Source organism: Exiguobacterium sp. J17977, assembly GCF_018616375.1.
Taxonomy (GTDB): Bacteria; Bacillota; Bacilli; order Exiguobacteriales; family Exiguobacteriaceae; genus Exiguobacterium; species Exiguobacterium mexicanum.
Map to the genome: position 1 here is coordinate 134,595 of NZ_JAEQBB010000007.1, position 22,371 is coordinate 156,965.

General features: G+C 54.9%; 25 protein-coding genes, 2 riboswitches and 1 other annotated feature (1 of these 28 cut by a window edge). Of the genes, 16 read left to right on the forward strand and 9 right to left on the reverse strand.

The features are described 5' to 3' along the window. Window positions 1–45 (forward strand) — a binding site (T-box leader) (it extends 180 nt beyond the left edge of the window). A gap of 56 nt (window positions 46–101) precedes the next feature. Genes trpD through trpA form a run of 5 tightly spaced genes read left to right on the forward strand, consistent with a single transcriptional unit; the run spans window position 102 to window position 4,336 of the window. Beyond that, window positions 102–1,091, forward strand: coding sequence for an anthranilate phosphoribosyltransferase (gene trpD / locus KNO58_RS12800; protein WP_214754469.1), 990 nt, complete (start codon window positions 102–104; stop codon window positions 1,089–1,091). Then, entirely contained in the window at window positions 1,088–1,849 is a 762-nt protein-coding gene (gene trpC / locus KNO58_RS12805; protein WP_214754471.1) for an indole-3-glycerol phosphate synthase TrpC, read from the forward strand. The genes trpD and trpC overlap by 4 nt, the downstream gene beginning before the upstream one ends. Further along, window positions 1,825–2,397: a phosphoribosylanthranilate isomerase gene (locus KNO58_RS12810; RefSeq protein WP_214754473.1), complete on the forward strand. Its 573-nt coding sequence runs from the start codon at window positions 1,825–1,827 to the stop codon at window positions 2,395–2,397. Before trpC ends, KNO58_RS12810 begins: the two co-directional genes overlap by 25 nt. Then, window positions 2,379–3,560: a tryptophan synthase subunit beta gene (gene trpB / locus KNO58_RS12815; RefSeq protein WP_214754475.1), complete on the forward strand. Its 1,182-nt coding sequence runs from the start codon at window positions 2,379–2,381 to the stop codon at window positions 3,558–3,560. Before KNO58_RS12810 ends, trpB begins: the two co-directional genes overlap by 19 nt. Further along, on the forward strand, window positions 3,560–4,336 hold the full coding sequence (trpA, locus tag KNO58_RS12820) for a tryptophan synthase subunit alpha (protein ID WP_214754477.1): 777 nt from the start codon (window positions 3,560–3,562) through the stop codon (window positions 4,334–4,336). The genes trpB and trpA overlap by 1 nt, the downstream gene beginning before the upstream one ends. A gap of 26 nt (window positions 4,337–4,362) precedes the next feature. Here the strand turns inward: trpA and KNO58_RS12825 are convergent, their stop codons facing one another. Both KNO58_RS12825 and KNO58_RS12830 read right to left on the reverse strand, forming a co-directional pair. Beyond that, a complete protein-coding gene (locus tag KNO58_RS12825) occupies window positions 4,363–4,806 on the reverse strand; it encodes an Hsp20/alpha crystallin family protein (protein WP_214754479.1) in 444 nt (147 codons plus the stop codon). A 113-nt stretch (window positions 4,807–4,919) separates the two neighbouring features. Then, window positions 4,920–6,416, reverse strand: a complete 1,497-nt coding sequence (locus KNO58_RS12830; protein ID WP_214754481.1) for a potassium/proton antiporter — start codon at window positions 6,414–6,416, stop codon at window positions 4,920–4,922. 157 nt (window positions 6,417–6,573) lie between these two features. Between KNO58_RS12830 and KNO58_RS12835 the strand changes: the two genes are divergently transcribed. Further along, on the forward strand, window positions 6,574–7,509 hold the full coding sequence (locus KNO58_RS12835; RefSeq protein ID WP_214754483.1) for an ATP-grasp domain-containing protein: 936 nt from the start codon (window positions 6,574–6,576) through the stop codon (window positions 7,507–7,509). Window positions 7,510–7,524: 15 nt separating this feature from the next. On the opposite strand, the gene KNO58_RS12840 is transcribed toward KNO58_RS12835, so the two are convergent. Both KNO58_RS12840 and hemQ read right to left on the reverse strand, forming a co-directional pair. Beyond that, the gene (locus tag KNO58_RS12840; protein ID WP_021066006.1) at window positions 7,525–7,671 is read right to left on the reverse strand and encodes a hypothetical protein; all 147 of its coding nucleotides are present in this window, start codon (window positions 7,669–7,671) and stop codon (window positions 7,525–7,527) included. Between the two features lie 77 nt (window positions 7,672–7,748). Next, window positions 7,749–8,528 (reverse strand): hydrogen peroxide-dependent heme synthase, encoded by a 780-nt coding sequence (gene hemQ, locus KNO58_RS12845; RefSeq protein WP_214754485.1) that lies wholly within the window; start codon window positions 8,526–8,528, stop codon window positions 7,749–7,751. A gap of 338 nt (window positions 8,529–8,866) precedes the next feature. Here hemQ and pta point away from each other — a divergent pair, with 338 nt between their 5' ends. The 4 genes from pta (at window position 8,867) to KNO58_RS12865 (ending at window position 11,141) form a co-directional block, all read left to right on the forward strand. Continuing rightward, window positions 8,867–9,856 carry a phosphate acetyltransferase gene (gene pta, locus KNO58_RS12850; protein WP_214754487.1) on the forward strand — a complete coding sequence of 330 codons (990 nt, stop codon included), beginning with the start codon at window positions 8,867–8,869 and terminating at the stop codon, window positions 9,854–9,856. Between the two features lie 77 nt (window positions 9,857–9,933). After that, window positions 9,934–10,641 carry a DUF2711 family protein gene (locus tag KNO58_RS12855; protein WP_214754489.1) on the forward strand — a complete coding sequence of 236 codons (708 nt, stop codon included), beginning with the start codon at window positions 9,934–9,936 and terminating at the stop codon, window positions 10,639–10,641. Window positions 10,642–10,677: 36 nt separating this feature from the next. Then, the gene (locus tag KNO58_RS12860) at window positions 10,678–10,977 is read left to right on the forward strand and encodes a rhodanese-like domain-containing protein (protein ID WP_214754491.1); all 300 of its coding nucleotides are present in this window, start codon (window positions 10,678–10,680) and stop codon (window positions 10,975–10,977) included. Then, window positions 10,977–11,141, forward strand: coding sequence for a hypothetical protein (locus KNO58_RS12865; protein WP_214754493.1), 165 nt, complete (start codon window positions 10,977–10,979; stop codon window positions 11,139–11,141). The genes KNO58_RS12860 and KNO58_RS12865 overlap by 1 nt, the downstream gene beginning before the upstream one ends. Before the next feature lie 37 nt (window positions 11,142–11,178). Here KNO58_RS12865 and folE2 read toward each other — a convergent pair whose 3' ends face one another. Next, window positions 11,179–12,087 (reverse strand): GTP cyclohydrolase FolE2, encoded by a 909-nt coding sequence (gene folE2, locus KNO58_RS12870; RefSeq protein ID WP_214754495.1) that lies wholly within the window; start codon window positions 12,085–12,087, stop codon window positions 11,179–11,181. Between the two features lie 256 nt (window positions 12,088–12,343). On the opposite strand from folE2, the gene KNO58_RS12875 reads away from it, so the two are divergent. Beyond that, window positions 12,344–13,177: a TerC family protein gene (locus KNO58_RS12875; protein ID WP_214754497.1), complete on the forward strand. Its 834-nt coding sequence runs from the start codon at window positions 12,344–12,346 to the stop codon at window positions 13,175–13,177. 37 nt (window positions 13,178–13,214) lie between these two features. Here KNO58_RS12875 and KNO58_RS12880 read toward each other — a convergent pair whose 3' ends face one another. Genes KNO58_RS12880 through KNO58_RS12895 form a run of 4 tightly spaced genes read right to left on the reverse strand, consistent with a single transcriptional unit; the run spans window position 13,215 to window position 16,180 of the window. Continuing rightward, on the reverse strand, window positions 13,215–13,748 hold the full coding sequence (locus KNO58_RS12880; RefSeq protein ID WP_214754499.1) for a cupin domain-containing protein: 534 nt from the start codon (window positions 13,746–13,748) through the stop codon (window positions 13,215–13,217). Between the two features lie 13 nt (window positions 13,749–13,761). Beyond that, window positions 13,762–14,379, reverse strand: coding sequence for a methylthioribulose 1-phosphate dehydratase (locus KNO58_RS12885; protein WP_214754501.1), 618 nt, complete (start codon window positions 14,377–14,379; stop codon window positions 13,762–13,764). Further along, entirely contained in the window at window positions 14,376–15,026 is a 651-nt protein-coding gene (locus tag KNO58_RS12890) for a 2-hydroxy-3-keto-5-methylthiopentenyl-1-phosphate phosphatase (protein ID WP_214754503.1), read from the reverse strand. Before KNO58_RS12890 ends, KNO58_RS12885 begins: the two co-directional genes overlap by 4 nt. Continuing rightward, window positions 15,023–16,180 carry a 2,3-diketo-5-methylthiopentyl-1-phosphate enolase gene (locus tag KNO58_RS12895; protein WP_214754505.1) on the reverse strand — a complete coding sequence of 386 codons (1,158 nt, stop codon included), beginning with the start codon at window positions 16,178–16,180 and terminating at the stop codon, window positions 15,023–15,025. The genes KNO58_RS12890 and KNO58_RS12895 overlap by 4 nt, the downstream gene beginning before the upstream one ends. 69 nt (window positions 16,181–16,249) lie before the next feature. Further along, window positions 16,250–16,351, reverse strand: a riboswitch (SAM riboswitch). 205 nt (window positions 16,352–16,556) lie between these two features. After that, window positions 16,557–16,659, forward strand: a riboswitch (SAM riboswitch). An 81-nt stretch (window positions 16,660–16,740) separates the two neighbouring features. Between KNO58_RS12895 and mtnK the strand changes: the two genes are divergently transcribed. Genes mtnK through KNO58_RS12920 form a run of 5 tightly spaced genes read left to right on the forward strand, consistent with a single transcriptional unit; the run spans window position 16,741 to window position 22,368 of the window. Next, a complete protein-coding gene (gene mtnK / locus KNO58_RS12900) occupies window positions 16,741–17,892 on the forward strand; it encodes an S-methyl-5-thioribose kinase (RefSeq protein ID WP_214754507.1) in 1,152 nt (383 codons plus the stop codon). Continuing rightward, entirely contained in the window at window positions 17,889–18,923 is a 1,035-nt protein-coding gene (gene mtnA, locus KNO58_RS12905; protein WP_214754509.1) for an S-methyl-5-thioribose-1-phosphate isomerase, read from the forward strand. Before mtnK ends, mtnA begins: the two co-directional genes overlap by 4 nt. After that, a complete protein-coding gene (locus KNO58_RS12910) occupies window positions 18,916–19,992 on the forward strand; it encodes a sugar ABC transporter substrate-binding protein (RefSeq protein WP_214754511.1) in 1,077 nt (358 codons plus the stop codon). The genes mtnA and KNO58_RS12910 overlap by 8 nt, the downstream gene beginning before the upstream one ends. Then, a complete protein-coding gene (locus KNO58_RS12915; protein WP_214754513.1) occupies window positions 19,992–21,365 on the forward strand; it encodes a sugar ABC transporter ATP-binding protein in 1,374 nt (457 codons plus the stop codon). The genes KNO58_RS12910 and KNO58_RS12915 overlap by 1 nt, the downstream gene beginning before the upstream one ends. A 1-nt stretch (window position 21,366) precedes the next feature. Next, entirely contained in the window at window positions 21,367–22,368 is a 1,002-nt protein-coding gene (locus tag KNO58_RS12920; RefSeq protein ID WP_214754515.1) for an ABC transporter permease, read from the forward strand. Window positions 22,369–22,371: the final 3 nt, after the last annotated feature.

A 22,371-nucleotide genomic window follows, 5' to 3' on the forward strand; every position in this document is an offset into this window, starting at 1 on the left:
ATCGATCCAACGAGAGGTGGCACCGCGGTCCAAACCGTCCTCCATACGACAGACGTCGTATGGAGTTTTTTTATACCCAAAATGCTTGAGGAGGAACGGACATGTTAACACGACTATTGACGAACCCATTGACGACGAACGAAATGAAACTGGCGGCGGCCGAGCTGTTCCAAGCCGACGAAGCACAAATCACCGAGGTGTTACTCGCCATGAAAGCGCGCGGTGAGACGGCCGAGGAGATGGCCGGACTCGCTGACTACATCCGTGAGGCGGCGACGTTCCCTGAGACGACGCTCCCTGTGCTCGACGTCTGTGGCACGGGCGGGGACGGGGCGAACACGTTCAATATCAGCTCGACGGTCGCGTTCGTCTTAGCGGGATTAGAGATCCCGGTCGCCAAACATGGGAATCGCAGCGTGTCGAGCCGGTCAGGCAGTGCCGACGTCCTCGAGTCGTTGAATATCCCCATCGTCCAAAGTCAGGAGGCGATGCTCGCCGACCTCGAGCGGACGAACTTGAGCTTCTTGTTCGCCCAACATATCCATCCGGTCATGAAACACGTCATGCCGGTCCGGAAACGACTGGCGACGGCGACCATCTTCAATCAAATCGGTCCGTTGACGAACCCGCTCAAGCCGAAGCGTCAATTGATTGGCGTGTACCACCCATCGCTCATTGAGAAGATGGCGACGGCGATGCGCCACCTCGGTGTCGAGCGTGGCATGGTCGTCCATGGGGCAGGCGGGCTGGACGAAGCGAGCCTCGCCGGACGAAACGACGTCTTGTTCTTCAACGGTGACAAAGTGGCCCGTTACACGGTCGACCCGCGCGACGTCGGATTGATGCGAGCACCACTCTCGGCGCTGCAAGGCGGAACACCAGCTGAGAACGCTGCGACGCTCCTCGCCGTCTTGAACGGAGAGAAGGGACCGGCACGGGATGTCGTCTTATTGAACGCCGCGCTCGCCCTTTGCACGTACGGAAGCGTCCAGACGCTTCGCGAAGGTGTCGCCGTGGCAACGGCAAGCATTGATGAAGGACACGCCATCCGCGTGCTTAAACAACTACAACGAACGGAGGTCGGCGCATGAGCTACTTGACGAAAATCATCGGAACGAAAATCGAAGAGGTCAATCAACTAGAAGATATCGAGGTGACGCGGTCGACAGCCATTTCTTTACCGGATTTAATGAAGGACGGCTTCCATGTTATCGCCGAAATTAAGCGGGCATCCCCGTCAAAAGGGGTGATACGCGAGGAAGTAGATGTCGTGAGTCGGGCCCGCACGTATGAACAAGCAGGGGCGACGATGATTTCGGTTTTGACGGATGCAACGTATTTCAAAGGGTCATTCGATGATTTGCGTGATGTCGCGGCCGCTGTCGAGATCCCGGTCCTCTGCAAAGACTTCATCATCGACGAACGACAGCTTGACCGGGCCAAAGCGGCCGGGGCGAGTGCGGCACTGTTGATCGTCGCGGCGCTCCATCCGAGCAGGCTCCATACGTTAAAACAGTATGCGCGGTCCATCGGCCTCGACGTGCTCGTCGAAGTGCACGATGAGGCCGAGCTCCAGACGGCGCTCGAACTCGGCGATGTGTTGATTGGCATCAACAATCGAAACTTGAAGACGTTCGAGGTCTCGCTCGATACGTCGGTCGATTTGATGACGAAGTATCCCGATGTCGCTTTCGTCAGCGAGAGCGGCGTCAGCACGGGCGAGGCGGCCCGTCGGCTACAGACAGCCGGGGCCCGAGCGATTCTCGTTGGGGAGGCGCTCATGCGACAGGACGACCCGACAGCCTTAATCGAGGAGTTGACGTCATGTTCGTTAAAATATGTGGATTGACGACGGAGGCAAGTGTCACGACGGCGGTCGAGGCCGGAGCGGACGCCATCGGCTTCGTCTTCGCGGACAGCCCGCGCCAAATCGATTGCGTGACGGCGCAGCGGTTGCGTCAATTGATTCCTGACGAGGTCCGGGTCGTCGGTGTGTTTCTCGACCCGGACGTCGAGACGGTTCGTGCCGCCGTCGCTTGTGGATTGACCGACATTCAGTTGCACCGCCGGACACGGCCGCTTGATACGTTCCGGCAATTCGGTCTCCCGATTATTGAAGCGAGTCACCAGTCAGAGGCCGACGTCATTTTACTCGACGCGCCGACACCGGGCAGCGGGAAGACGCTCGATTGGGCGACGCTCGAACGGCCGCAGCAGACGTTTTGGCTCGCCGGTGGATTGAACGTCGACAATGTCGGTGCGGCGATTCGCGCCATGCGACCGGACGGTGTCGATGTCTCGAGCGGTGTGGAGACGAACGGACAGAAAGATCACGATAAGATTCGCGCGTTCATCCGACGCGCCAAGGAGGAAGCATCATGTATACACAACCAGTGAACGGAAAGTTTGGCCCATACGGTGGAAAATATATCCCGGAGACGCTCATGCAAGCGGTCGAAGAGCTCGAGGTGGCTTACGAGGAAGCAAAACAAGACCCTGAATTCCAGGAACGCTTCAACGATCTCCTCAGCGAGTACGTCGGTCGCGAGACGCCGCTCTATTATGCGGAGAACATGAGCCGTCGCCTCGGGACGAACGTCTATTTGAAACGAGAAGACTTGAACCATACCGGTGCCCATAAAATTAACAACACGATTGGCCAGGCGCTCCTCGCCAAACGAATGGGCAAACGAAAAGTCGTCGCCGAAACAGGGGCCGGACAGCACGGGGTTGCCACGGCGACGGTATGTGCATTGCTCAATCTCGAATGTACGATTTTCATGGGTGAGGTCGACGTCGAACGTCAAGAATTGAACGTGTTTCGGATGGAACTGCTCGGTGCGACCGTCGTCCCCGTCAAATCGGGAAGTCGGACATTGAAAGATGCCGTCAACGAGGCGCTCCGGTACTGGGTCAAACATGTCGATGACACGCACTACGTGATGGGATCGGTGCTCGGCCCGCACCCGTTCCCGACGATGGTACGTGATTTCCAAAGTGTCATCGGGACGGAGACACGCCGCCAAGTGCTCGAGAAGACCGGTCGTCTCCCTGACGCGGTCGTCGCCTGCGTCGGTGGCGGCAGCAACGCGATGGGGATGTTCTATCCGTTCTTGAATGACGAAACGGTCGCCTTATATGGTGTCGAGGCGGCAGGGAGCGGTGTCGATACGGATAAGCATGCGGCGACGCTCACGAAAGGCGAGGTCGGGGTGCTTCACGGCTCGCTCATGTACGTGCTCCAGGACGCGGCCGGGCAAATCCAGGAAGCCCACTCGATTTCGGCCGGACTCGATTATCCGGGTGTCGGGCCGGAACACAGCTTCTTGAAAGATATCGAACGGGTCCGCTACGCGGCGGTCACGGATGAGGACGCACTCGCAGCCTGCATGTCGCTCAGTCGCCAAGAAGGCATTATTCCGGCGCTTGAATCATCTCACGCGCTCGCCTATGCGGAGACGCTCGCACAAACCATGGACAAAGACGACGTGCTCGTCATCTGTCTATCTGGTCGCGGGGATAAGGATGTCCATACGATTCGAGAAAGGGTGACCCAATGATGAGATTAGATGAAGCGATTCGACAGCGTAGCGAGGGGACGGCGTTCGTCCCCTACATCATGGCCGGGGACGGCGGGCTCGATCAGTTGATTCCGACGATTGAACGGCTAGAGGCGATGGGGGCGACGGCCATCGAACTCGGTATCCCGTTCTCCGACCCGGTCGCAGACGGTCCCATCATCGAGGCGGCTGGAATGCGTGCCCTCGAACAAGGGGTGACGTTGACGGACGTGTTGAACCGTTTAATAGAAGGAACGGGTCGTTTTTCGGTACCGATTGTCCTCATGACGTACTTGAATCCGGTGTTCCGGTTCGGGGTCGAGCGCTTCTTCGAACGAGCGGCAGCTTCTGGGGTCAGCGGTGTCATCATTCCCGATTTGCCGTTTGAAGAGAGCCTCGATTTGTTCGCCGGTATCAATCGTCACGAAGTCGCGGTCGTACCGCTCGTCACGTTGACGAGCAGTCAGACTCGCATCGACACGATTCTGGCTCAGGCGGAAGGATTCGTCTATGCGGTGACGCTCAAAGGCACGACCGGGAAGACGGATGTGTTCCCGGAAGAGTTACTCGACCATTTGCGTTCGTTGTCTGAGCGGTCACCGGTGCCGGTGCTCGCCGGATTCGGGGTCCATCGCACCGATCAGGTTCGGACGCTCGGGGCGGCCTGTGACGGGGTCGTCGTCGGCAGTTTTATCGTCGAGGCGCTTCATGCGGGGCGTGAGCAGGACGTGGCCACGTTGATTGCATCAGCGCGGACGGTCAGTGCAAAAAAATAAGGATCGTGCCTCGGCACGATCCTTATTCATTCCTCGATTTCGACGGTGCGGGTACTCGACCCGTCATCGGCTTTCGGAACGGTCAAGTGGAGCACGCCGTCCGAGAGTTTTGCTTTGATGGCATCTTCTTTCACGTTCGGCAGATAAAGTGAACGTTGCATCGATGTGACGCGGCGTTCCCGATAGACATAGTCCTTGTCTTCTGCTTTCTCTTCACGTTGGTCGACCGAGAGGACGAGGTAGTCTTTATCGTAGCGGATGTGGATGTTGTCTTTTTTGATGCCGGGCATCTCCGCCTCGATGACGTATTGGCCGTCCTGGTCCCGGACGTCGAGCTTGAACGAGTCGAGGAACGACGTCGCGCCGTCTTTCGGATCGAACAGTTGATTCATCCGATCAAAGACGTCGCCGAACAAATCTTTGCGCAATCGATCGAGCTCGTTCTTCCGGAATGGCGTCAAATCAAACATACGAATCCCTCCTTACAAAAACGGACACAGTAGAAGTGTTGTCACTTCTACTGTGTCCGTTTTTCAAAGGAATTAAACTCGGAAATCGTGACAGTTCGATGAAGAAAAGAGGATTACAACTCGACGCGTTCTAACCCGTCCTCCCCGAACTTGCGGTCGAGTTGGTCATGACGATACGTCGAGGCAAGGACGTATAACAAGTCGCCCGGCTCAATTTTCGTCTGGCCCGTTGGTGGGATGAGGTAGTCTTGCCGGACAATCGCATTCACGACCGTGTTCGGTGGCAAGGTGATATCGGCGAGCGTCTTGCCAACCATCGACGAATCTTCCGTCGCCATATATGGCACGAGCTGATGTTGTGATTGTTTGCTCGAGACGAGCGCAATCGTGTAAGGCGAACGGATTTTATCCGGTCCGAGCAAATTGAGTTTCGCTGCGAGCGGTGTCAGTGTCGTTCCTTGAATCAAGGCGCTCGTCACGACGACGAAGAAGACGGCGTTGAAAATCAATTGGGCGTTGTCGATGCCCGCGATGAGCGGGAACGTGGCGAGGACGATTGGCACGGCGCCTTTCAGTCCGGCCCATGAGATGAACAGTTTCTCTTTATTGGTGAACTGCATGTTGATCGTCGATAGATAGACGGCGATCGGACGGGCGATGAACATGAGGATGAATGAAATCAACAACCCTTTCCAGATGAGCTCCGGGTCGAGCAACTGTCTCGGGAAGACGAGCAGTCCGAGGATGACGAACATGATGATTTGCATAATCCAAGCGAGTGCCTCTGAGAATTGGACGATGGTCACTTCGTGAGCCGTGTGCGCATTCCCGACGATCATCGCGGCGAGATAGACGGCAAGTAGTCCGCTGCCGGCGAAGTAGGCGGCGACACCGTACGTCATGAAGGCCATTGAGATCATGAGGACGGCGTGCAGACCGCTCGACTCGAGTCGCAAGTGATTCAACATGAGTCGGGACAAGTTTCCGAGGAAATAACCGACGAACGCACCGACGATGATTTGCAGGATGAACATCCAAACACCGTCCCAAATCGTCGTGTCGGGTTTTAACATGAAATCGAGGGCGAGAATCGTCAAGAACATCGCCATCGGGTCATTCGTGCCGGACTCGGCTTCGAGTGTCGAACCAACTTTCGGTGAGATATTCTTTCCTTTGAAGGCGGCGAAGACGGCAGCCGCGTCAGTAGAGCCGATGATGGCGCCAAATAGGAAAGATTCCACCCAGTCGAAGCCAAATACGAAACGAACGGCCACAGCGATGAGCCCGGTCGTCAACAGCACGCCAATCGTGGCGAGTGAAGCGGACGGGGCAAGTACGCTCCGGATCGACGACCATTTCGTCTGTAAACCACCTTCGAACAAGATGACGACGAGGGCCGCGACCCCAATCATTTGAGCGAGATTGGTGTCATCGAAGAAAATCAGCCCGGTAATATCGCTGCCCATCAGCATGCCGATGCCCATAAACAAAATCAAGGCAGGCAAACCGAAACGCGTCGATACGCGTGTGGCCAATACACCGGCGACGAGGAGCAACCCGAACAACAAAATTAAGACATCCGTACTTAAAATCGAACCATTCAAACACATCACTTCCTTTTAGAATTTAATCATATTCCGCTGTAATATTAAGTTCATTATACCATGAAACCGTTATGAATTAAGAAATAACGCATCGTGAATTATGCACATTGGAATAATCGGATATACTTATGGTACAGTAGGGGCATCAAAAAGGGGGATTCACATGGCTAAAATTCACGTGCTTCATGAAAACACTGAGTGGACCAATCACCTCGTGAAGCGACTCGAGGAATTATCACTGCCGTATGAGCTGTGGCATCTTGATCAAGGGACGATTGATCTCATGGCAGAGCCGCCGGAAGGTGTGTTTTATAACCGGATGAGCGCGTCGTCGCATACGCGCGGTCACCGCTACGCACCGGAATTGACGGAAGGGGTGCTCGCATGGCTCGAAGCGAACGGACGGATCGTCTTCAACGGGACGCGGGCGATTCGGCTTGAAGTGAGCAAGGTCAATCAGTACACGGCGCTTCAACGAGAAGGCATTCGTGTACCGAAGACGGTGGCAGCCGTCGGGAAGACACAAATCATCGAGGCGGCCGATAAGCTCGGGATGACACCGTTCATCACGAAACATAACCGGGCCGGCAAAGGACTCGGGGTCCAACTGTTTCATTCAATCGATGCATTGAAGGCGTACGTGGACGGGCCGACGTTCGAGGAGTCGATTGACGGGATTACGCTCATCCAACAATATATCGAGGCGCCGAAGCCGTACATCACGCGCTGTGAGTTCATCGGTGGCAAGTTCGTTTATGCGGTGCGTGTCGATACGTCAGACGGGTTCGAGCTCTGTCCGGCCGACGCCTGCTCGATTGAAGACCAGTTCTGCCCGGTCGGCGAGACACCGCCGGCGAAATTTGAGATCGTCGAAGGCTTCAATGACCCAATCATCGGACAGTTAGAGACGTTCCTTCAAAACAATGAGATTGCGGTCGCCGGGATTGAAATTATCGAAGACGCGGACGGGAACGTCTACGCGTATGACGTCAACACGAACACGAACTATAATTCAGACGCCGAAGCGAAAGCAGGGCAGTACGGCATGCTCGAACTAGCGACGTTCCTTGGGGACGCCTTGGCGGTCACAATCAAATAAAGACAGATGAAAGGGTCAGGCTTTTGCCTGACCCTTTCGCTGTGTATGTTGTAATTGTTGTTCAAATCGAAGTTGGACTAGTTCTGCCGTCGGTGCCATTCGTTCGATGAACGAATCTAAACGTTTCGCCGTGTCTCGATCTGATTCCTTGAACACGCGCATCGTTGTTCACCTCATTGATCATTGTTATGTTGCTTCTACAACAATGATTCCCGAGGGCATGATGACGTAAACCTCGTTTACCCGAGGAATGTGCCGAGTTCTTCTTTTGGCAGGATGTTCCCGACATAAAAGTCGCCGAACTCGCCATATTTGGCACTGACTTCGTCAAAGCGCATTTCATAAACGATTTTTTTGAATTGGAGCGAGTCTTCAGCGAACAACGTGACGCCCCATTCCCAACCGTCGAAACCGGTCGAGCCGCCGATGAACTGTTGAATCTTGCCGGCGTAGCTGCGGCCGATCATACTGTGGCGATACATGAGGTCTTTGCGCTCATCCATCGACAACGAGTACCAGTTGTCCCCATCGCGACGAGCCTTGCTCATCGGATAGAAGCAAATGTGGGCCGCTTTCGGGAGTGTCGGATAGAGGCGGGCCCGGATGTGCGGGTTCTCGTATGGGTCACCGTCTCCTGAACCGCGGTACATGCCGAGTTCGATGACAGACACGTATGAATAGCTTGGAATCATATAATCGTACAGTCTCGTCTTCCGAAGAGCGAGTTCAACTTGCTCGAGCTCTTTGAACGTCGGACGAAGGACCATCAAGACGATGTCCGCCTTTTGGCCAAGGATGGAATAGAAAGCATGGCTTCCTTCACCGCGTGTCTCGACCTCTTCGAGCGATCCGAGGAAGGCGACGAACTCGTCAATCATCTCTTGACGGGCGGTTGGGTCGACTGTTTTTAAACGAGTCCAATCGATTGAGCGGAAATCATGGAGCGTATACCAACCGTCTAACGTGGCGGCTGCATGTTGCGTATCGGTTGTCGGTGTTGGTGCTGGACGTTCTGACATTAAAAAAACTCCTTTCGAGACTAGGCTTCGCTGACTATTTTACCATACACGTTTGAGCGTCTGGCAAATTTGACGCTGTCGTGAGGATAGTCACACTTCAGGCCGGGTAAAGAGGTAAGGAGTAAGATGTTTGAAAACGGCTTCACAGCAGCCTGTATCAGTCAAAACTAGTAAACTGTTCTATTCATATAATGATTGATTTCAAGCGATTTATGACGAAATGGGCAGAATAGTTTATTTTAAAAAACGTACTGTGTATAATAAAACTCGCATATGGACGAGAGCGTCCGAGAGAGAAAAAATCCGATTTCTTCTAATCGAAAAGGAGTTCATTCACTATGAAACTATTTGACACGTTGAAACAAAAAGTCAGCCCGATTCGCCCGACCATCGTCTTCCCAGAAGGCATCGATGAGCGCGTCCTCGGCGCCGCTGTCCGTTTGAAAAATGACGGCATGGTCGAACCGATCGTCATCGGACCAAAAGCTGAACTCGAAGCAGTCGCTGCGAAGCACGGCTTTGACATCTCAGGTTTGACACAATACGACCCAGCGACGTATGAAGACATCGATACACTCGTCGAGTCGTTCGTCGAGCGCCGTAAAGGCAAAGCGACACCGGAACAGGCACGTGAATTGTTGTCGTCAGACGTGAACTACTTCGGTACGATGCTCGTCCACACAGGAAAAGCAGAAGGTCTCGTCTCAGGTGCGATGCACGCGACAGCCGACACGGTTCGTCCGGCTCTTCAAATCATCAAGATGCAAACAGGCATCAAAAAGACATCAGGCGTCTTCATCATGGTACGTGACGACGAGCAGTACGTCTTCTCTGACTGCGCGATCAACATCGCACCGGATGCGGCTGACCTCGCCGAGAACGCCTACTTGTCAGCGTTGACAGCGAAGACGTTCGGCATCGAGCCGCAAGTCGCCCTTCTCAGCTTCTCGACAAAAGGCTCAGCGAAGTCGCCAGAGACAGAAAAAGTCATCGAAGCGACACGTCTCGCCAAAGAGAAAGCACCGAACCTTCCAATCGACGGCGAACTTCAATTCGATGCGGCGTTCGTCCCGAGCGTTGCGGCGAAGAAAGCACCAGGCTCTGAAGTAGCCGGAAATGCGAACGTGTTCGTCTTCCCAAGCCTCGAAGCCGGAAACATCGGCTACAAAATGGTTCAACGTTTCGGTGGATTCGAAGCGATCGGACCGATCCTTCAAGGTCTCAACAAGCCGGTCAACGACTTGTCGCGCGGCTGTAACGAAGAGGACGTCTACAAATTGACGCTCATCACAGCGGCACAAGCCATCGACGAGCGCAACGAAGCGTAAGTCGCGAGCATCCTTCCTGAGCGGAGGATGCTTTTTTTGTGGTCACATTGTAAACTATTGGAAAAGGAGGCGTTTGAATGGGGGCAATCACATTACCGGAAGGACATCGTTACGCCATGTTTGGAGGCGGCGATGACTATCCGATTAAGACGTATTATGAAGGGGTATTCGAAACGATCTTCATCGTGGTCCATCCATTTCTTATTCCAATAGACGAACCTAACGCGATTGATCGCTATGCCGATATGGACAAAAACGAAGTCGAACAGCAATTTCAGGCTATCACATGGGAAGAGATGCGACAAAAGCTTGGTTTCCAAGACGTGAGTCGTATCGACCAGGCGCTCCGGACGATGATTGGGGCGCTGAAACCGCATGCGGAAGACCGAGAAGGTGCGAATCAAATCATCGAATACTGTGAGCGTGAGCATATACTCCCTCCAAGCGAAGGAGAACTGTCGAATTTACTAGAGAATCAAGTGTTGCGGGTACTTTTAGAGATGGGAGAAGGATGGATTTGGAGCGGAGATGAATTCTGTATGGAACGGCATCTCATCCATCTTCGTGAAACGCTAGCTGCCGACACGTGGGGGATGCAACATCGGACGTTCTTCGGTTACCAACATGAGTGGCTCATCGTACCGCCTTGGGATAGCCACTTCACATTGTTTTGTGGCAGTCGTGCTTGGATAGAGCAAGTGGTCGAACAGTGTGGGCTCGAAGGATTCTATTGTGATGACGACACGACAATCAATTGGAGTTTCTCTAAACGAAAACTGAGGTAAACTAGTAGGGGACAACACATTTAAGGGGGAACCAGCATGCAAAGCATCCATGCAACTGAATTACGCGAAAAGCTCGAGAACGGCGAATCGCTCCATATTATCGACGTGCGCGAACAAGACGAGTACGATGCGGGCCACATCCCGCACGTGCCGCTCTATCCGCTGTCTGAATTCCCAGAGGTGGCGGACAAGCTCGCAAAAGACAACGTCTATTACGTGATCTGTCGTGGAGGAGTCCGCAGTCAGACGGCGGGTGACTATTTGGAGTCGGAAGGCTATAAGGTCGTCAACGTCGAAGGTGGCATGCTCGCCTGGGACGGCGATATCGAGGCGTGATGCTCGACAATCCATGGGTCGTCATCCCGCTGTTGATTGCGCTCTATTTGACCGTCTATACGTTCGTCAAACGAGTCGATGGCGACAAGTGGCGGCTCGTCTGGGCGGTCTGGATCATCGTCATCGTCATGTTGTTGACGATTCGGCTCGTCCAAAGTCTATAGAAAAACGAGTGAGGCCCACAAAGGCTTCACTCGTTTTTTAGTTATCGCGCTTATCGAATGTGATCGAAGCGATCGCATCGTGTTGGTGAATCGACTCTTCGTTGCGGCATTCGACGAAGAAGTTGACGACTTGTTTCATTTCGTACAAGTCAGCCGCAATCAAACGGACCATGTCTTCCACGAAACGCGGGTTCTCGTACGCGATTTCCGTCGCACGTTTTTCATCCGGACGTTTGAGGACAGGATGAAGCGGGGCCGATGCGTTCGACTCGGCTGCCTCAAGAAGTGCGAGACGCCAGTCAAAGCCGTCAAGTGATGCTTCGTCGAGACCGGCTTCGATTGTAATGTAACCACGTTGGTTGTGGGCGCTGTACTCGCTGATTTCTTTCGAGCATGGGCAAAGTGTCGTCACGTTGATGACGAGACCGACCGTCACGCTCGCCATGCCTGTCTCGAGGTTGTACGTCACGTTGTGCATGACGTCCGCGTTCATGAGACCGCTGAGACCTGTGGCTGGTGCTTTCCGGCTGAAGAACCATGGGTAACGGACCGTCAATTGGCCTTCCGTCTGTTCCATGCGCTCGGCGAGTTCTTGTGCGAACTCGATGAGCGAGCGGTTCGATAACGTCCAACCTTGTGTATGGTACGCGTCGAGCTGTTCAGTGAGACGTGACATGTTGATGCCTTTACGGTCTTGGACGAGCGAAGTCGTCAACTCGAACGTGGCGACCGTCGCTTGGATGCCGTCTGGCGTCTCAATGTTGACAGGGTGTTTGACGTTTGAGATGCCGACGCTGTCGAGCGCGAACAAGAAGTTTTTAGGTGTATTTTGTAGATCGACCATTTGTTCTTTTTCAGTCGGCTTCGTGCCTTTGATGGGCGGGACCGAACCGAATAATTTATGTCGTTCTGCTTTAGTAGGTAAAGCGACATGGCTTGTAGACATAATCGGATTCTCCTTTTTTGAGAGGGCAAATGACTGCCACTCGTTCTTGTTAGGATTTTATCACGAAATGTACATCAACCGGGTACCATTTTGCTCTCTGAACATGCTTTGAACGTGCTCGTAAATAAAAAAACTTCAGCAATTGAAGAAAAGAAGATTGATTTCGATATGAATCGGGAATAAAATGTTCCTGTGAACTTAAAAAATAGATCACTGTTAAATATGAAGGAACACAACAAAAAAGGGGATGTTTTTAATGGATTGGCAGTTAATCCTGCAGTACGCCTGGATCATCGTCGTACTCGTCGGTCTCGAGGGGCTACTTTCTGCAGACAACGCGCTCGTCTTAGCGGTCATGGTCAAGCACTTGCCGCGGACAGAACAGAAGAAGGCACTATTTTACGGCTTACTCGGAGCGTTCGTTTTCCGCTTCATCGCATTGTTCTTGATTTCATTCTTGATTAACGTCTGGCAAGTCCAGGCGCTCGGTGCGCTTTACTTGATTGGAATGAGTGCGCGGCACCTGTATATGACCTATAAGGCACGTAAGATGGAGCCGAAACAAGATCTCGCCGCTGAGGCGAAAGAAGAGACGGCCGTAACGGAGAAGCCGGTCACGAAGAAAGAATTCTGGTGGACGGTCGCGAAAGTCGAGTTTGCTGATATCGCCTTCGCGGTCGATTCGATTCTCGCAGCGGTCGCACTCGCGGTCAGCTTGCCGCCGCTCGGTCTCGGTGAGATTGGCGGCATCGACTCTGGTCAGTTCTTCGTCGTCTTGACGGGTGGACTCATCGGTGTCATCTTGATGCGTTTCGCTGCTCGGATTTTCGTCAAACTGTTGCATCAACGTCCAACACTTGAGACAGCCGCCTTCATTATTGTCGGTTGGGTTGGTGTGAAGTTGACGGTGCTCGTGCTTGAACACCCTGGCTTCAAGGAATTGATTGCCGGCACACCGTTCGCCTTCATGGGGCTTCCAGACGGCTTCGTTCACTCGACAGCGTGGACATTGTTCTTCTGGTCGGTCATGGTCGGCATCGCGGTATGGGGTTGGTTCTCTTCAAAACCGACAGCCGCTGCCAAACATTAAAAAAATGGTCTCTCGCCTTTGGGCGAGAGACCATTTTTCATGCAGTCACGTCTTGCTTCTCGTAAATCGGCACCCAGCCCTCTGTCGTCACGAAAATGCGGACGGCGACGACTTTACGGTCGTCTTGGAGCGTGAAGTAGTGGCGCGTGTTCACCGGCACCGAGATGAGGTCGCCTGGGTTGAGCTCGATGTTGAAGTAGCCGCGCTCGGCGTCATCGATGGCGAAGATGCCATGGCCGCTGACGATGAAGCGGACCTCGTCATCCGTGTGATGGTGCTCCTTTTGGAAGTTGACGAGCAATTCGTCCAAATTCGGCGTCGCATCCGACAACGAGATGACATCTGCCGTCTCATAGCCGCGGCGCTCCGATACGTCGCGAATCTCGTCATGGAATGTCGACAAGATCGCTTGTTTGTCCTCATCCGTCAACTGATAGTTCTCTTGCAAGTTTTCCGGGAGCTTCGTGATGTCCCACTGTTCGTACAAAATCCCGCGGGACTCTAAAAAGGCGCTCACTTCAGTTTGATCGACGTAACGTTCTTCAGTTTGTTGGAAATAGACAGTTGCCATGGTTGGTTCCTCCTTATGAATGGACGCCTAAGGCGCGTAGTTTTAACGTATAGCTGAACAAGAACTCGTAAGCCTCTAAATAGCGTTTGGCCGCGGCTGGAGTCTCTCCCCACACGGTGATGCCGTGATTGCGAATCAGGATGGCACCGGCGTTTGCGTGGATATGAGGGGCGAAGGCGGCCGCGAGTGCCGGAATGTCCGCGTGGTTCTCGATAATCGGTACGCGGACGACCGCATCCTCGTCCCAGAAGCCGAGCGCCTTGATGATCTCTTGGCCGGTGAAGACGACTTCGCCGGTGGCGGCATGGAGCTCGGAGATGACATTGTTATCGATTGTGTGGACATGGAGCGAGCACGTCGCGTCCGTCCGATTGAACACTTCAACGTGGAGCAGCGTCTCGGCGGATGGTTTCCCGGACTGTTCGCCGATCAAGTGTCCGGCCGCATCGACGAGGACGAAGTCGTCCGGCGTTCGTTTCCGTTTATCGCGTCCACTCGCCGTGACGAGAAATTCGAGCGGGTCGTCGGAGACGCGAATCGCCAAATTCCCACTCGTTCCGGGGAACCAGTCGCGGGCGGCGAGTTCGTCTTTAATGTCGGCGAGTTCGAGCCAACGTGCGGCGAGGCTCATACTGCCACCTCCTTCAAGTGATGGGTGATGTCGTCAAACGTCTCGAATGGGGCATAACGGATGCCTGCGTCTTCGCAGAGCGTGATGAGTTGACCCCGGGCGTAGACGAAGTCGGCACGCTTCGCGACCTCGAAGTCGGTCACCGAGTCGCCGATGATGATTAAGCGGTCACTCGGATTGACGATACGGCGGGCAACCGTTGGCTTGCAACAGCCGCAATCGTTCGTACACTGTTCGTCACAAGCGTGCGGCCAAGCGACGCGTACCGTCTCGGCGGAGAAGTCGGCGACGTTACAGTAGATGTGCTCAGGGGCGACGTGACCGTCCAAGACCGGCTGGACGAAGAAGTCCATCCCGCCGCTGACGACGTCAAACTTCCAACCGTGCGCCCGAACATGTTCTAAAAATGATGGGAACCCTTGGCGGAGCGTGATCCGCTCCAACAAATAATTGTGGTAAGCCGGTGCGGCCTCGCTCGGCAATAGTTGAAACATTTGACCGACACCGGAGCGAATGGAAATCCGTTGTTCGAGGACCGCATCTTTCAACTCGATCCAAGCCGGCGGGGCGAACGCCTTCATCAACGCGATGATATTGTCTTCCGCCGTGATCGTCCCATCGAAGTCGCACAGGATGTGGACCGTCATCGTGACGCCCACGCCTTTAACGCGGTATCGAGTTCGTCCGTCTGTCCTTCGGTGTGACCGAGGACGTGAGTGATGGCTTGTCGGAAAGCACGGGCCCCGGCGGCTGCGCCGTCCGGGTGACCATGAATGCCACCGCCGGCATTGATGACGACATCTGTCCCGAAATCACGAATGATATCGGCGACGAGTCCCGGATGAATCCCGGCTGACGGGACCGGTAAAATTGGTTTCGACCAATGCGGTTCGGCGCTCAAGTCACGAATCGCGAACGCCTCGTCCCGTGGTGTCGCGAGCGAACCGTACGGAGACGGGAAGAGCGTCAAATCGGCCCCGGCGAGGCGTGGGAGTTTACCGAGTAAGAGCGAATGACTGATGGACCCGGTCAAGGCGCCGGCAAAGGCCGGGTGAGCTAAAATCGGCACACGGATGTCTGGGTCGTTCGCAAGTTCGCGCAGTGCGTCAAGACCGTACGTATAGACGTTGAATAGGAGCGCCGTCGCACCGGCCTCAATCAGCCGGAGCGCCTGGTCGCGCAGACCGAACACGGGGCCGCTCAGCGTGATGGCGTAGAGGACACGCTTCCCGGTCGCCTCAAAGTGCGCTTGAATGACGGCCGCTCCGATGCGGGCCCGTTCGAGCGACGGCGTGAGCGGATTGTCGTATAAAATCTCGTCGTCTTTGACGATATCGATGCCGCCGGCGAACTGATCGCGGAGTTGCTGCTCGAGAAACGCGAGGTCACGCCCGATGACGCCTTTGAAGATGCTCATGACGAGCGGACGGTCATGGACACCGAGCAACTCGCGAATCCCGTCGACGCCGAACTTGGCGCCTTTGAAATGAGGGGCGAGCGTTTCGGGCAACGTCAAATCGATTAACCGAATCGAATCGTCGAGGGATAGTTTCCCAAACGTCGTCGTCAAGATGGATGAAAAGTCAGGGCTGACATTATGTAACGGATAGCGGATCGTGAACCGGCTCGTCGTCTCCGTATGGGTGGTCGATACGACCTCACCCCGGTACGCCTGTAACTGCTCTTGCTCTAAATGAGGCAGCTCGGTCCATGTACCGACGGTCAGCTCGAGGGCGATTTTGTCGGCAATGCTTGCGACCGCGTCCGTCCGTTTGATTTCATATGTGGCAGTGATACTCATATGGTTCCTCCTTCCAGGCAAACAAAAAATGACCCCATGCCGAGGCAAGAGGTCATCATAAAAAATGAACTCTTATCTCTCAGCTTTCGCTGCAAGAATTAGCACCGTGCCATCTCTGGTCGGTTGCTGCGACATCATCGGGCTCGTCCCTCCGTCTGCTCTTGATAAGAATGTGATTTGAAGTTGTGAAATTTAATTGAATTTTTACACAGATTCGTCACGTCGTCAATTCCTTTTTTTCCAAAAAAAATATTTTGGGAAGTTGTTTCCATATATGCACAAAAAAAGACGAAGTGGCACGGAGAAAATGACGTTGACAATTGTGACGTCGAGTCCGTAATATTCATCACATAAGTTCACCGAATCGAATAAACCACTCTTATCGCGAGTTGGCAGAGGGAATTGGCCCGATGACGCCGCAGCAACCGACCATTAGGCACGGTGCTACATCCACCAGACGAATGTCTGACAGATGAGAGGAACAACCATTTTGGCTGTGCCTCTTTCTCGCGGAGAAAGGGGCTTTTTTTGTGGGCAACGTATAGGAAGGGGAAAACATCATGTCATATCAACCATTTACAGAACAGACTGTCGTCGAGCACGTCCGTCAATTAGGATACTTGCAAGAAGGGATCGCCGAGTGTGAGGAAATCGGGGACGGCAACTTGAATCTCGTGTTTCGAATTCGCCAAGGCGAACAGCGCCTAATCGTCAAACAAGCGCTCCCATACGCCAAAGTCGTCGGCGAGAGCTGGCCGCTTACGCTCGAACGGGCATGGATTGAACAGTTGGCACTCCGTGAGTTTGCGAACGTGGCGCCGCGTTTCGTCCCGGACGTCCTCGGCAGCGACCGGACGCTCGCCTACACGATTTTAGAAGATCTGTCTGATTATGAGATTGTCCGCACCGGTTATTTGAAGGGGGAGAGCTATCCGGAACTCGCGCGTCACGTCGGTGAATTTTTAGGCGAGACGCTGTTCGCGACGTCGGATTATGCGGCCGGACCAATCGCGAAGAAGCGGATTGAACGTGACTATTACAACCCGGAACTGTGTGACATCACCGAGAAGCTCATCTTCACCGACCCGTTCAAAGACGCAGAGTCGAACAACATCGAGGCGGCGCTTCGAGAAGATGTCGAACGTCTCTGGCAAGACCAGGCGCTGAAGGTCGAGGTGACGAAACTGAAAGTCGGATTTGTCACGAAACATGAGGCGCTTCTGCACGGTGACCTACATACGGGCAGCATCTTCGCGACCCAACAAGAGACGAAAATCATCGATCCAGAGTTCGCATTTTACGGACCGTTCGGCTTCGACCTGGGCCAAATCATCGCCCATTTGACGCTGTCGACGTTCCATGACCCGCTCAAACGCTTCGAACGTTTCACGGACGTCTTGACGGTGTGGGAGACGTTTGAGAAGACGTTCCGGGCCAACTTTGAGCGCGCCGTCGAACCGTTCAACACGGACGGTTTTGTCGACGAGTTGTTGCGGACGATCTTCAGCGACACGATCGGCTACGCCGGTTGCGAACTCATTCGCCGTGCCGTCGGACTCGCCGGTGTCGCCGATCTCGAGACGTTGCCGGAAGCGACGCGGCTCGAACGAAAACGTGACGCGCTCGCCCTCGGGACGGCGCTCATCAAAGAACGCCACAGCGTCGAATCGATTGACGACTTGGTGACGCTTTTGTCGGGGGTGCGCGTATGACGGTCCAAAACATCCGCTTTAATTCGCAAACGGACGAACTCATCCTATTGGATCAGACGTTGTTACCGCATGAAGAGCGTTACGTGACGATTGAGTCGCTCGAACAGGCCGAACATGCCATCGAGACGCTCCAAGTCCGCGGTGCCCCGGCCATCGCTTACTTCGGGGCGTTCGTCCTCGCCAAAGAGGCGGGCCGGTTAGTCGACGACCCGGACTTCACGCGTCGGCTCGACCTCGTCGGACGCCGTTTGATCGCGACCCGACCGACGGCGGTCAATCTGCAAAACGTGATCGAGTCGCTCCTTGATTTGAATATCGGGGACGACTTTGAGGCGATTGCCGAGGAAATCAAACGCCGCGCCATCGCTTTGTACGACCGGGACGTCGATACGTATCGGGCCATCGGCGAGCATGCGCTGACGGTGTTGCCGGCCGGGGGGAACGTATTGACGATCTGCAACGCCGGTGCCATCGCGACATCGCGATACGGCACGGCGCTCGCGCCGTTTTACGTCGGAAAAGAACAGGGCGTATCTTTCAACGTCTTCGCCTGTGAGACGCGGCCGCTCCTGCAAGGGGCACGCCTCACTGTCTGGGAACTCGACCGGGCCGATATCGACGTGACGCTCATTACGGACAATATGGCGGCTTGGACGATTCAGTCGAAACGAGTCGACGCCATCATCGTTGGAGCCGACCGTATCACACGGACGGGTCACGTCGCCAATAAAATCGGGACGTTGCAGCTCGCCGTCCTCGCCAAACATTACGGCATTCCGTTCTATGTCGCGGCGCCGCATTCGACGTTCGATTTGACGGCGGATGACACGATTGAAATCGAGGAGCGGAACCCGTCAGAAGTGACACATATCGGCGGTCAACCCACGGCACCCGTCGGCATCACCGTCTTCAATCCGGCGTTCGACGTCACCCCACCGGACCTCATCACCGGACTCATCACCGAGGCGGGTGTGTTCGAGCCGACAGAGACTGCCATCACACATCATGTAGGGGGAACGATTCATGTCTAAAAAACTATTGATCTTATTGTTCACATTTGTTTTGGCGCTCGTCGGTTGCACGAACGAGCAAGTCGCTCCGACGAAGCCGGCCGAGAAGACGGCGGAGACGAAACCCGTCTCGGTCTCGAACGGGACGTTGCCGAAAGATATCGATGTCGCCTTGATTATGCAGATGTCGATTGGGACGTTCTCGTCGCAGTATATTAACGGGGTGACGGAACAAGTCGAATCGTTCGGCGGCAACGTGAAAGTGTACAACGCCGACAACGATCTGTCGAAGATGGCGAGCTACGTCGACACGGCGACGACGCAAGGCGTCGATGTCATCTTGATTGACCATGGCCGCGCCGATGCGTTGAAAGAACCGGTCCAACGCGCACTCGACAAAGGCATCAAAGTCGTCGCGTTCGACAACGATTTGACGAACGAAGGCGTGACGGTCATCGACCAGGACGACTATTCGCTCGCCTGGCGTTCGCTCAAGGCACTCGCTGAAGATTTGGACGGCGAAGGCAACATTGTCACGATTTGGGTCGGGGGCTTCACACCGATGGAACGACGCCATACGATTTATGATGCGTTCTTGAAACGTTACCCGGGCATCACGGAAGTCGCCAAGTTCGGTTCGGCGACGAACAATACGGCGCTCGACACACAGAGCCAGATGGAAGCGATTTTGAAGAAGTATCCGGAAGGCGAGATTGATGCCGTGTTCGCGATGTGGGACGAGTTCGCTAAGGGTGCGAGCCGTGCCATCAAACAAGCCGGACGTGATGAAATCGCCGTCTATGGCATCGATTTGAGTGACGAAGACCTTCAACTCATGCAAGAGGACGGCAGCCCGTGGAAAGTGACAGCGGCGACCGATCCGGCAGAAATCGGACGGATTCAAGTTCGTTACGCGTATCAAAAATTAGCGGGTGAAGAGACGCCATCGATTCATTCGGTCGATCCATACCTCGTCGACCGTGACGTCTTGCCGGACGAGAAAGTGACGATGGACGATCTCGGTCAATACGTCCCGAACTGGGGCGTCTCGGACGCGGCCTGGTCGGACTGGATGAAAGGGACGGACTGATGTTGCGGCTTGAACGCGTCACGAAACGCTACGGCGACGTCACCGTGCTCGACGATGTCAGCTTCACGCTTCGACGTGGCGAGATTCATGGATTGCTCGGGTTGAACGGGGCCGGAAAGAGCACGCTCGTGAAGCTATTGAGCGGCGCCATCACCCCGACGTCCGGGAAGGTCGAGCTCGATGAGACGGCGGTCACACTCACACCGGCCGAGGCGATTCGCCGTGGGGTCATCACGGTGTCGCAAGAAGTCGATGACGCCCTCTACCTCGATTTACCGGTTTATGAGAACGTCGTGCCGTGGCAGGCGGTCAAACGGATTCGTCCTCGCGAACTAAAACAGCGAGCAGCTGCCTATTTGGAACGTGTCGGATTACAGATTGATGTGACCGAGCCGGTCGGGCGCTTCCCGCTCAGCGTCAAACAACGTGTCTTGATTGCCCGGGCACTCGCGAGTGATGCGGCCTACCTCTTGCTCGACGAACCGACGGCCGCCTTGTCGACGGATGATGCGGCAGCACTGCTCACGTTATTGCAGTCGCTCGCAGAAGAGGGCGTCGGCATTCTTCTCATCACTCACCGGTCAGATGAACTGTCGCGCGTCACCACGACGACGACGTTCCTCCGGGATGGGCGCATCGCTTACGAAGGACCGTTTCAGGCGTTGTCAGAACAGGATATCCATACGTATTTGAGTGGATCCGACATGGCAGAAGCGGTAGAAAAAGCCGTTCCGGAAACCGAGATCCGGATTCAAGCAGACCTCACGTTACCGACGTTCGGGACGAAGCTTTCGTTCACGGCGTATAAAGGCGAAGTCGTCGGCATCGGCGGCGTCACCGGGAGCGGGAAGACGGAGCTGGTCGAGGCGCTATTCGGTCTCTCTGGTGTCGAACAGCAAGTGACGCTGGACGGGAAACCGCTCAACATTCGCGAACCGCGTCAGGCGGTCCGCTCCGGATTTGCCCTCGTGCCGGAAGAACGCCGGAAACAGGGACTTTTCCTCGACGATTCGATTGAACGGAACGTCCTCGCGATTGAAGGGAAGGCGAACGCAATCACACGCGTATTGGCCTCGTTGCGAGTGAAATACGACCAGGTCGGGCAACCGGTCCGAGAATTGAGCGGCGGGAATCAACAAAAAGTCGTCCTCAGCAAATGGCTCCTCGAGGACCGGGACGTCTATCTGCTCGACGAACCGACGAAAGGCGTCGACGTGACGGCGAAACGGGATATTTATGAACTCGTCACCCGCCTTGCCAAAGACGGGAAGACCGTCATCTTCACATCGAGCGAACCGCATGAATTAGAATTGGTCGCCAACCGGACGCTCTGGCTCGACCGCGGCCGTTGGCAACAGAAAGGAGGTGTCTAACATGGCCCAACTCGTCATCAAACAACGCACGAAACGCTTCAGTGGCATCGGTCAATACGGGACGCTGTTCGCGATTCTCGCACTCATCGCCGTCTTCGGTGTGACGAACGACCAGTTTTTGACGTACGCGAACTTTAGCGACATCATCAAATCCGTATCGATCGTCTCCCTGCTCGCCCTCGGGGTGACGTTCTCGCTCATCGTCGGCGGATTCGACTTATCGGTCGGTTCGACGGCGAGCCTCGCGACGATCGGGGCGGCATCGAGCCTCGTGTTACATAGTCAAGAACTGGTCGTCGCCCTGCTCGTCCCGATTGCGCTCGGTGTGCTCGTCGGGCTGTTGAACGCGCTCGTGACAATCAAGTTCCGGTTACCAGATTTGCTCGCGACGCTCGCCATCATGTACGTCATCAACGGGGTCCAATTGACGTATACGAAAGGTTTTTCAATCTACGACAACATGCCGATTGAAGGAGGGACGGCACCGGGACGTTTTATCCCGTCGTTCCTCTTCATCGGCCAAGGTTCAATCGGACCTGTCCCGTTCGTCGCCATCTTGATGATTCTTTTCTTCGCCGGGGCGCATCTATTTTTGACGTATTCGAAGACGGGACGCGAATTTTATTACGTCGGCTCGAACGTCGAGGCGGCCCGCCGTTCCGGCATCGCCGTCACGCGCATCAAGTTGTACGCGTACGTGTTGAGCGGCCTGTTCGCCGCCATCGGTGGAATCATCTTGGCGTCACGCATCGGTACCGGGCAAGTATCAGCCGGGGCACCGCTCCTCATGGACGCGGTCGCGGCCGCCTATATCGGCTACGCCGTCTTCGGCACCGGACGACCGAACGTCGTCGGCACGTTAATCGGTGCCGTCTTGATTGGAATTTTGTTGAACGGACTGACGATGTGGGACGTGCCGTATTACGCACAAGACATCGTCAAAGGCGCAATTTTGATTGCGGCGCTCGGCTTGTCATACATCCAAAAGAAACAGCTCACATAGGAA

What these genes read in the sequence shown, in the direction of transcription:
- trpA (WP_214754477.1), top strand. Translation starts at nt 3,560, where the DNA reads ATGAGATTAGATGAAGCGATTCGACAGCGTAGCGAGGGGACGGCGTTC.
- KNO58_RS12890 (WP_214754503.1), bottom strand. Translation starts at nt 15,026, where the DNA reads ATGACGGTCCACATCCTGTGCGACTTCGATGGGACGATCACGGCGGAA.
- KNO58_RS12860 (WP_214754491.1), top strand. Translation starts at nt 10,678, where the DNA reads ATGCAAAGCATCCATGCAACTGAATTACGCGAAAAGCTCGAGAACGGC.
- KNO58_RS12875 (WP_214754497.1), top strand. Translation starts at nt 12,344, where the DNA reads ATGGATTGGCAGTTAATCCTGCAGTACGCCTGGATCATCGTCGTACTC.
- trpB (WP_214754475.1), top strand. Translation starts at nt 2,379, where the DNA reads ATGTATACACAACCAGTGAACGGAAAGTTTGGCCCATACGGTGGAAAA.
- KNO58_RS12835 (WP_214754483.1), top strand. Translation starts at nt 6,574, where the DNA reads ATGGCTAAAATTCACGTGCTTCATGAAAACACTGAGTGGACCAATCAC.
- mtnA (WP_214754509.1), top strand. Translation starts at nt 17,889, where the DNA reads ATGACGGTCCAAAACATCCGCTTTAATTCGCAAACGGACGAACTCATC.
- folE2 (WP_214754495.1), bottom strand. Translation starts at nt 12,087, where the DNA reads ATGTCTACAAGCCATGTCGCTTTACCTACTAAAGCAGAACGACATAAA.
- trpC (WP_214754471.1), top strand. Translation starts at nt 1,088, where the DNA reads ATGAGCTACTTGACGAAAATCATCGGAACGAAAATCGAAGAGGTCAAT.
- KNO58_RS12830 (WP_214754481.1), bottom strand. Translation starts at nt 6,416, where the DNA reads ATGTGTTTGAATGGTTCGATTTTAAGTACGGATGTCTTAATTTTGTTG.
- mtnK (WP_214754507.1), top strand. Translation starts at nt 16,741, where the DNA reads ATGTCATATCAACCATTTACAGAACAGACTGTCGTCGAGCACGTCCGT.
- KNO58_RS12825 (WP_214754479.1), bottom strand. Translation starts at nt 4,806, where the DNA reads ATGTTTGATTTGACGCCATTCCGGAAGAACGAGCTCGATCGATTGCGC.
- KNO58_RS12920 (WP_214754515.1), top strand. Translation starts at nt 21,367, where the DNA reads ATGGCCCAACTCGTCATCAAACAACGCACGAAACGCTTCAGTGGCATC.
- KNO58_RS12865 (WP_214754493.1), top strand. Translation starts at nt 10,977, where the DNA reads ATGCTCGACAATCCATGGGTCGTCATCCCGCTGTTGATTGCGCTCTAT.
- KNO58_RS12880 (WP_214754499.1), bottom strand. Translation starts at nt 13,748, where the DNA reads ATGGCAACTGTCTATTTCCAACAAACTGAAGAACGTTACGTCGATCAA.
- KNO58_RS12910 (WP_214754511.1), top strand. Translation starts at nt 18,916, where the DNA reads ATGTCTAAAAAACTATTGATCTTATTGTTCACATTTGTTTTGGCGCTC.
- hemQ (WP_214754485.1), bottom strand. Translation starts at nt 8,528, where the DNA reads ATGTCAGAACGTCCAGCACCAACACCGACAACCGATACGCAACATGCA.
- KNO58_RS12840 (WP_021066006.1), bottom strand. Translation starts at nt 7,671, where the DNA reads ATGCGCGTGTTCAAGGAATCAGATCGAGACACGGCGAAACGTTTAGAT.
- KNO58_RS12895 (WP_214754505.1), bottom strand. Translation starts at nt 16,180, where the DNA reads ATGAGTATCACTGCCACATATGAAATCAAACGGACGGACGCGGTCGCA.
- pta (WP_214754487.1), top strand. Translation starts at nt 8,867, where the DNA reads ATGAAACTATTTGACACGTTGAAACAAAAAGTCAGCCCGATTCGCCCG.
- KNO58_RS12885 (WP_214754501.1), bottom strand. Translation starts at nt 14,379, where the DNA reads ATGAGCCTCGCCGCACGTTGGCTCGAACTCGCCGACATTAAAGACGAA.
- KNO58_RS12915 (WP_214754513.1), top strand. Translation starts at nt 19,992, where the DNA reads ATGTTGCGGCTTGAACGCGTCACGAAACGCTACGGCGACGTCACCGTG.
- trpD (WP_214754469.1), top strand. Translation starts at nt 102, where the DNA reads ATGTTAACACGACTATTGACGAACCCATTGACGACGAACGAAATGAAA.
- KNO58_RS12855 (WP_214754489.1), top strand. Translation starts at nt 9,934, where the DNA reads ATGGGGGCAATCACATTACCGGAAGGACATCGTTACGCCATGTTTGGA.
- KNO58_RS12810 (WP_214754473.1), top strand. Translation starts at nt 1,825, where the DNA reads ATGTTCGTTAAAATATGTGGATTGACGACGGAGGCAAGTGTCACGACG.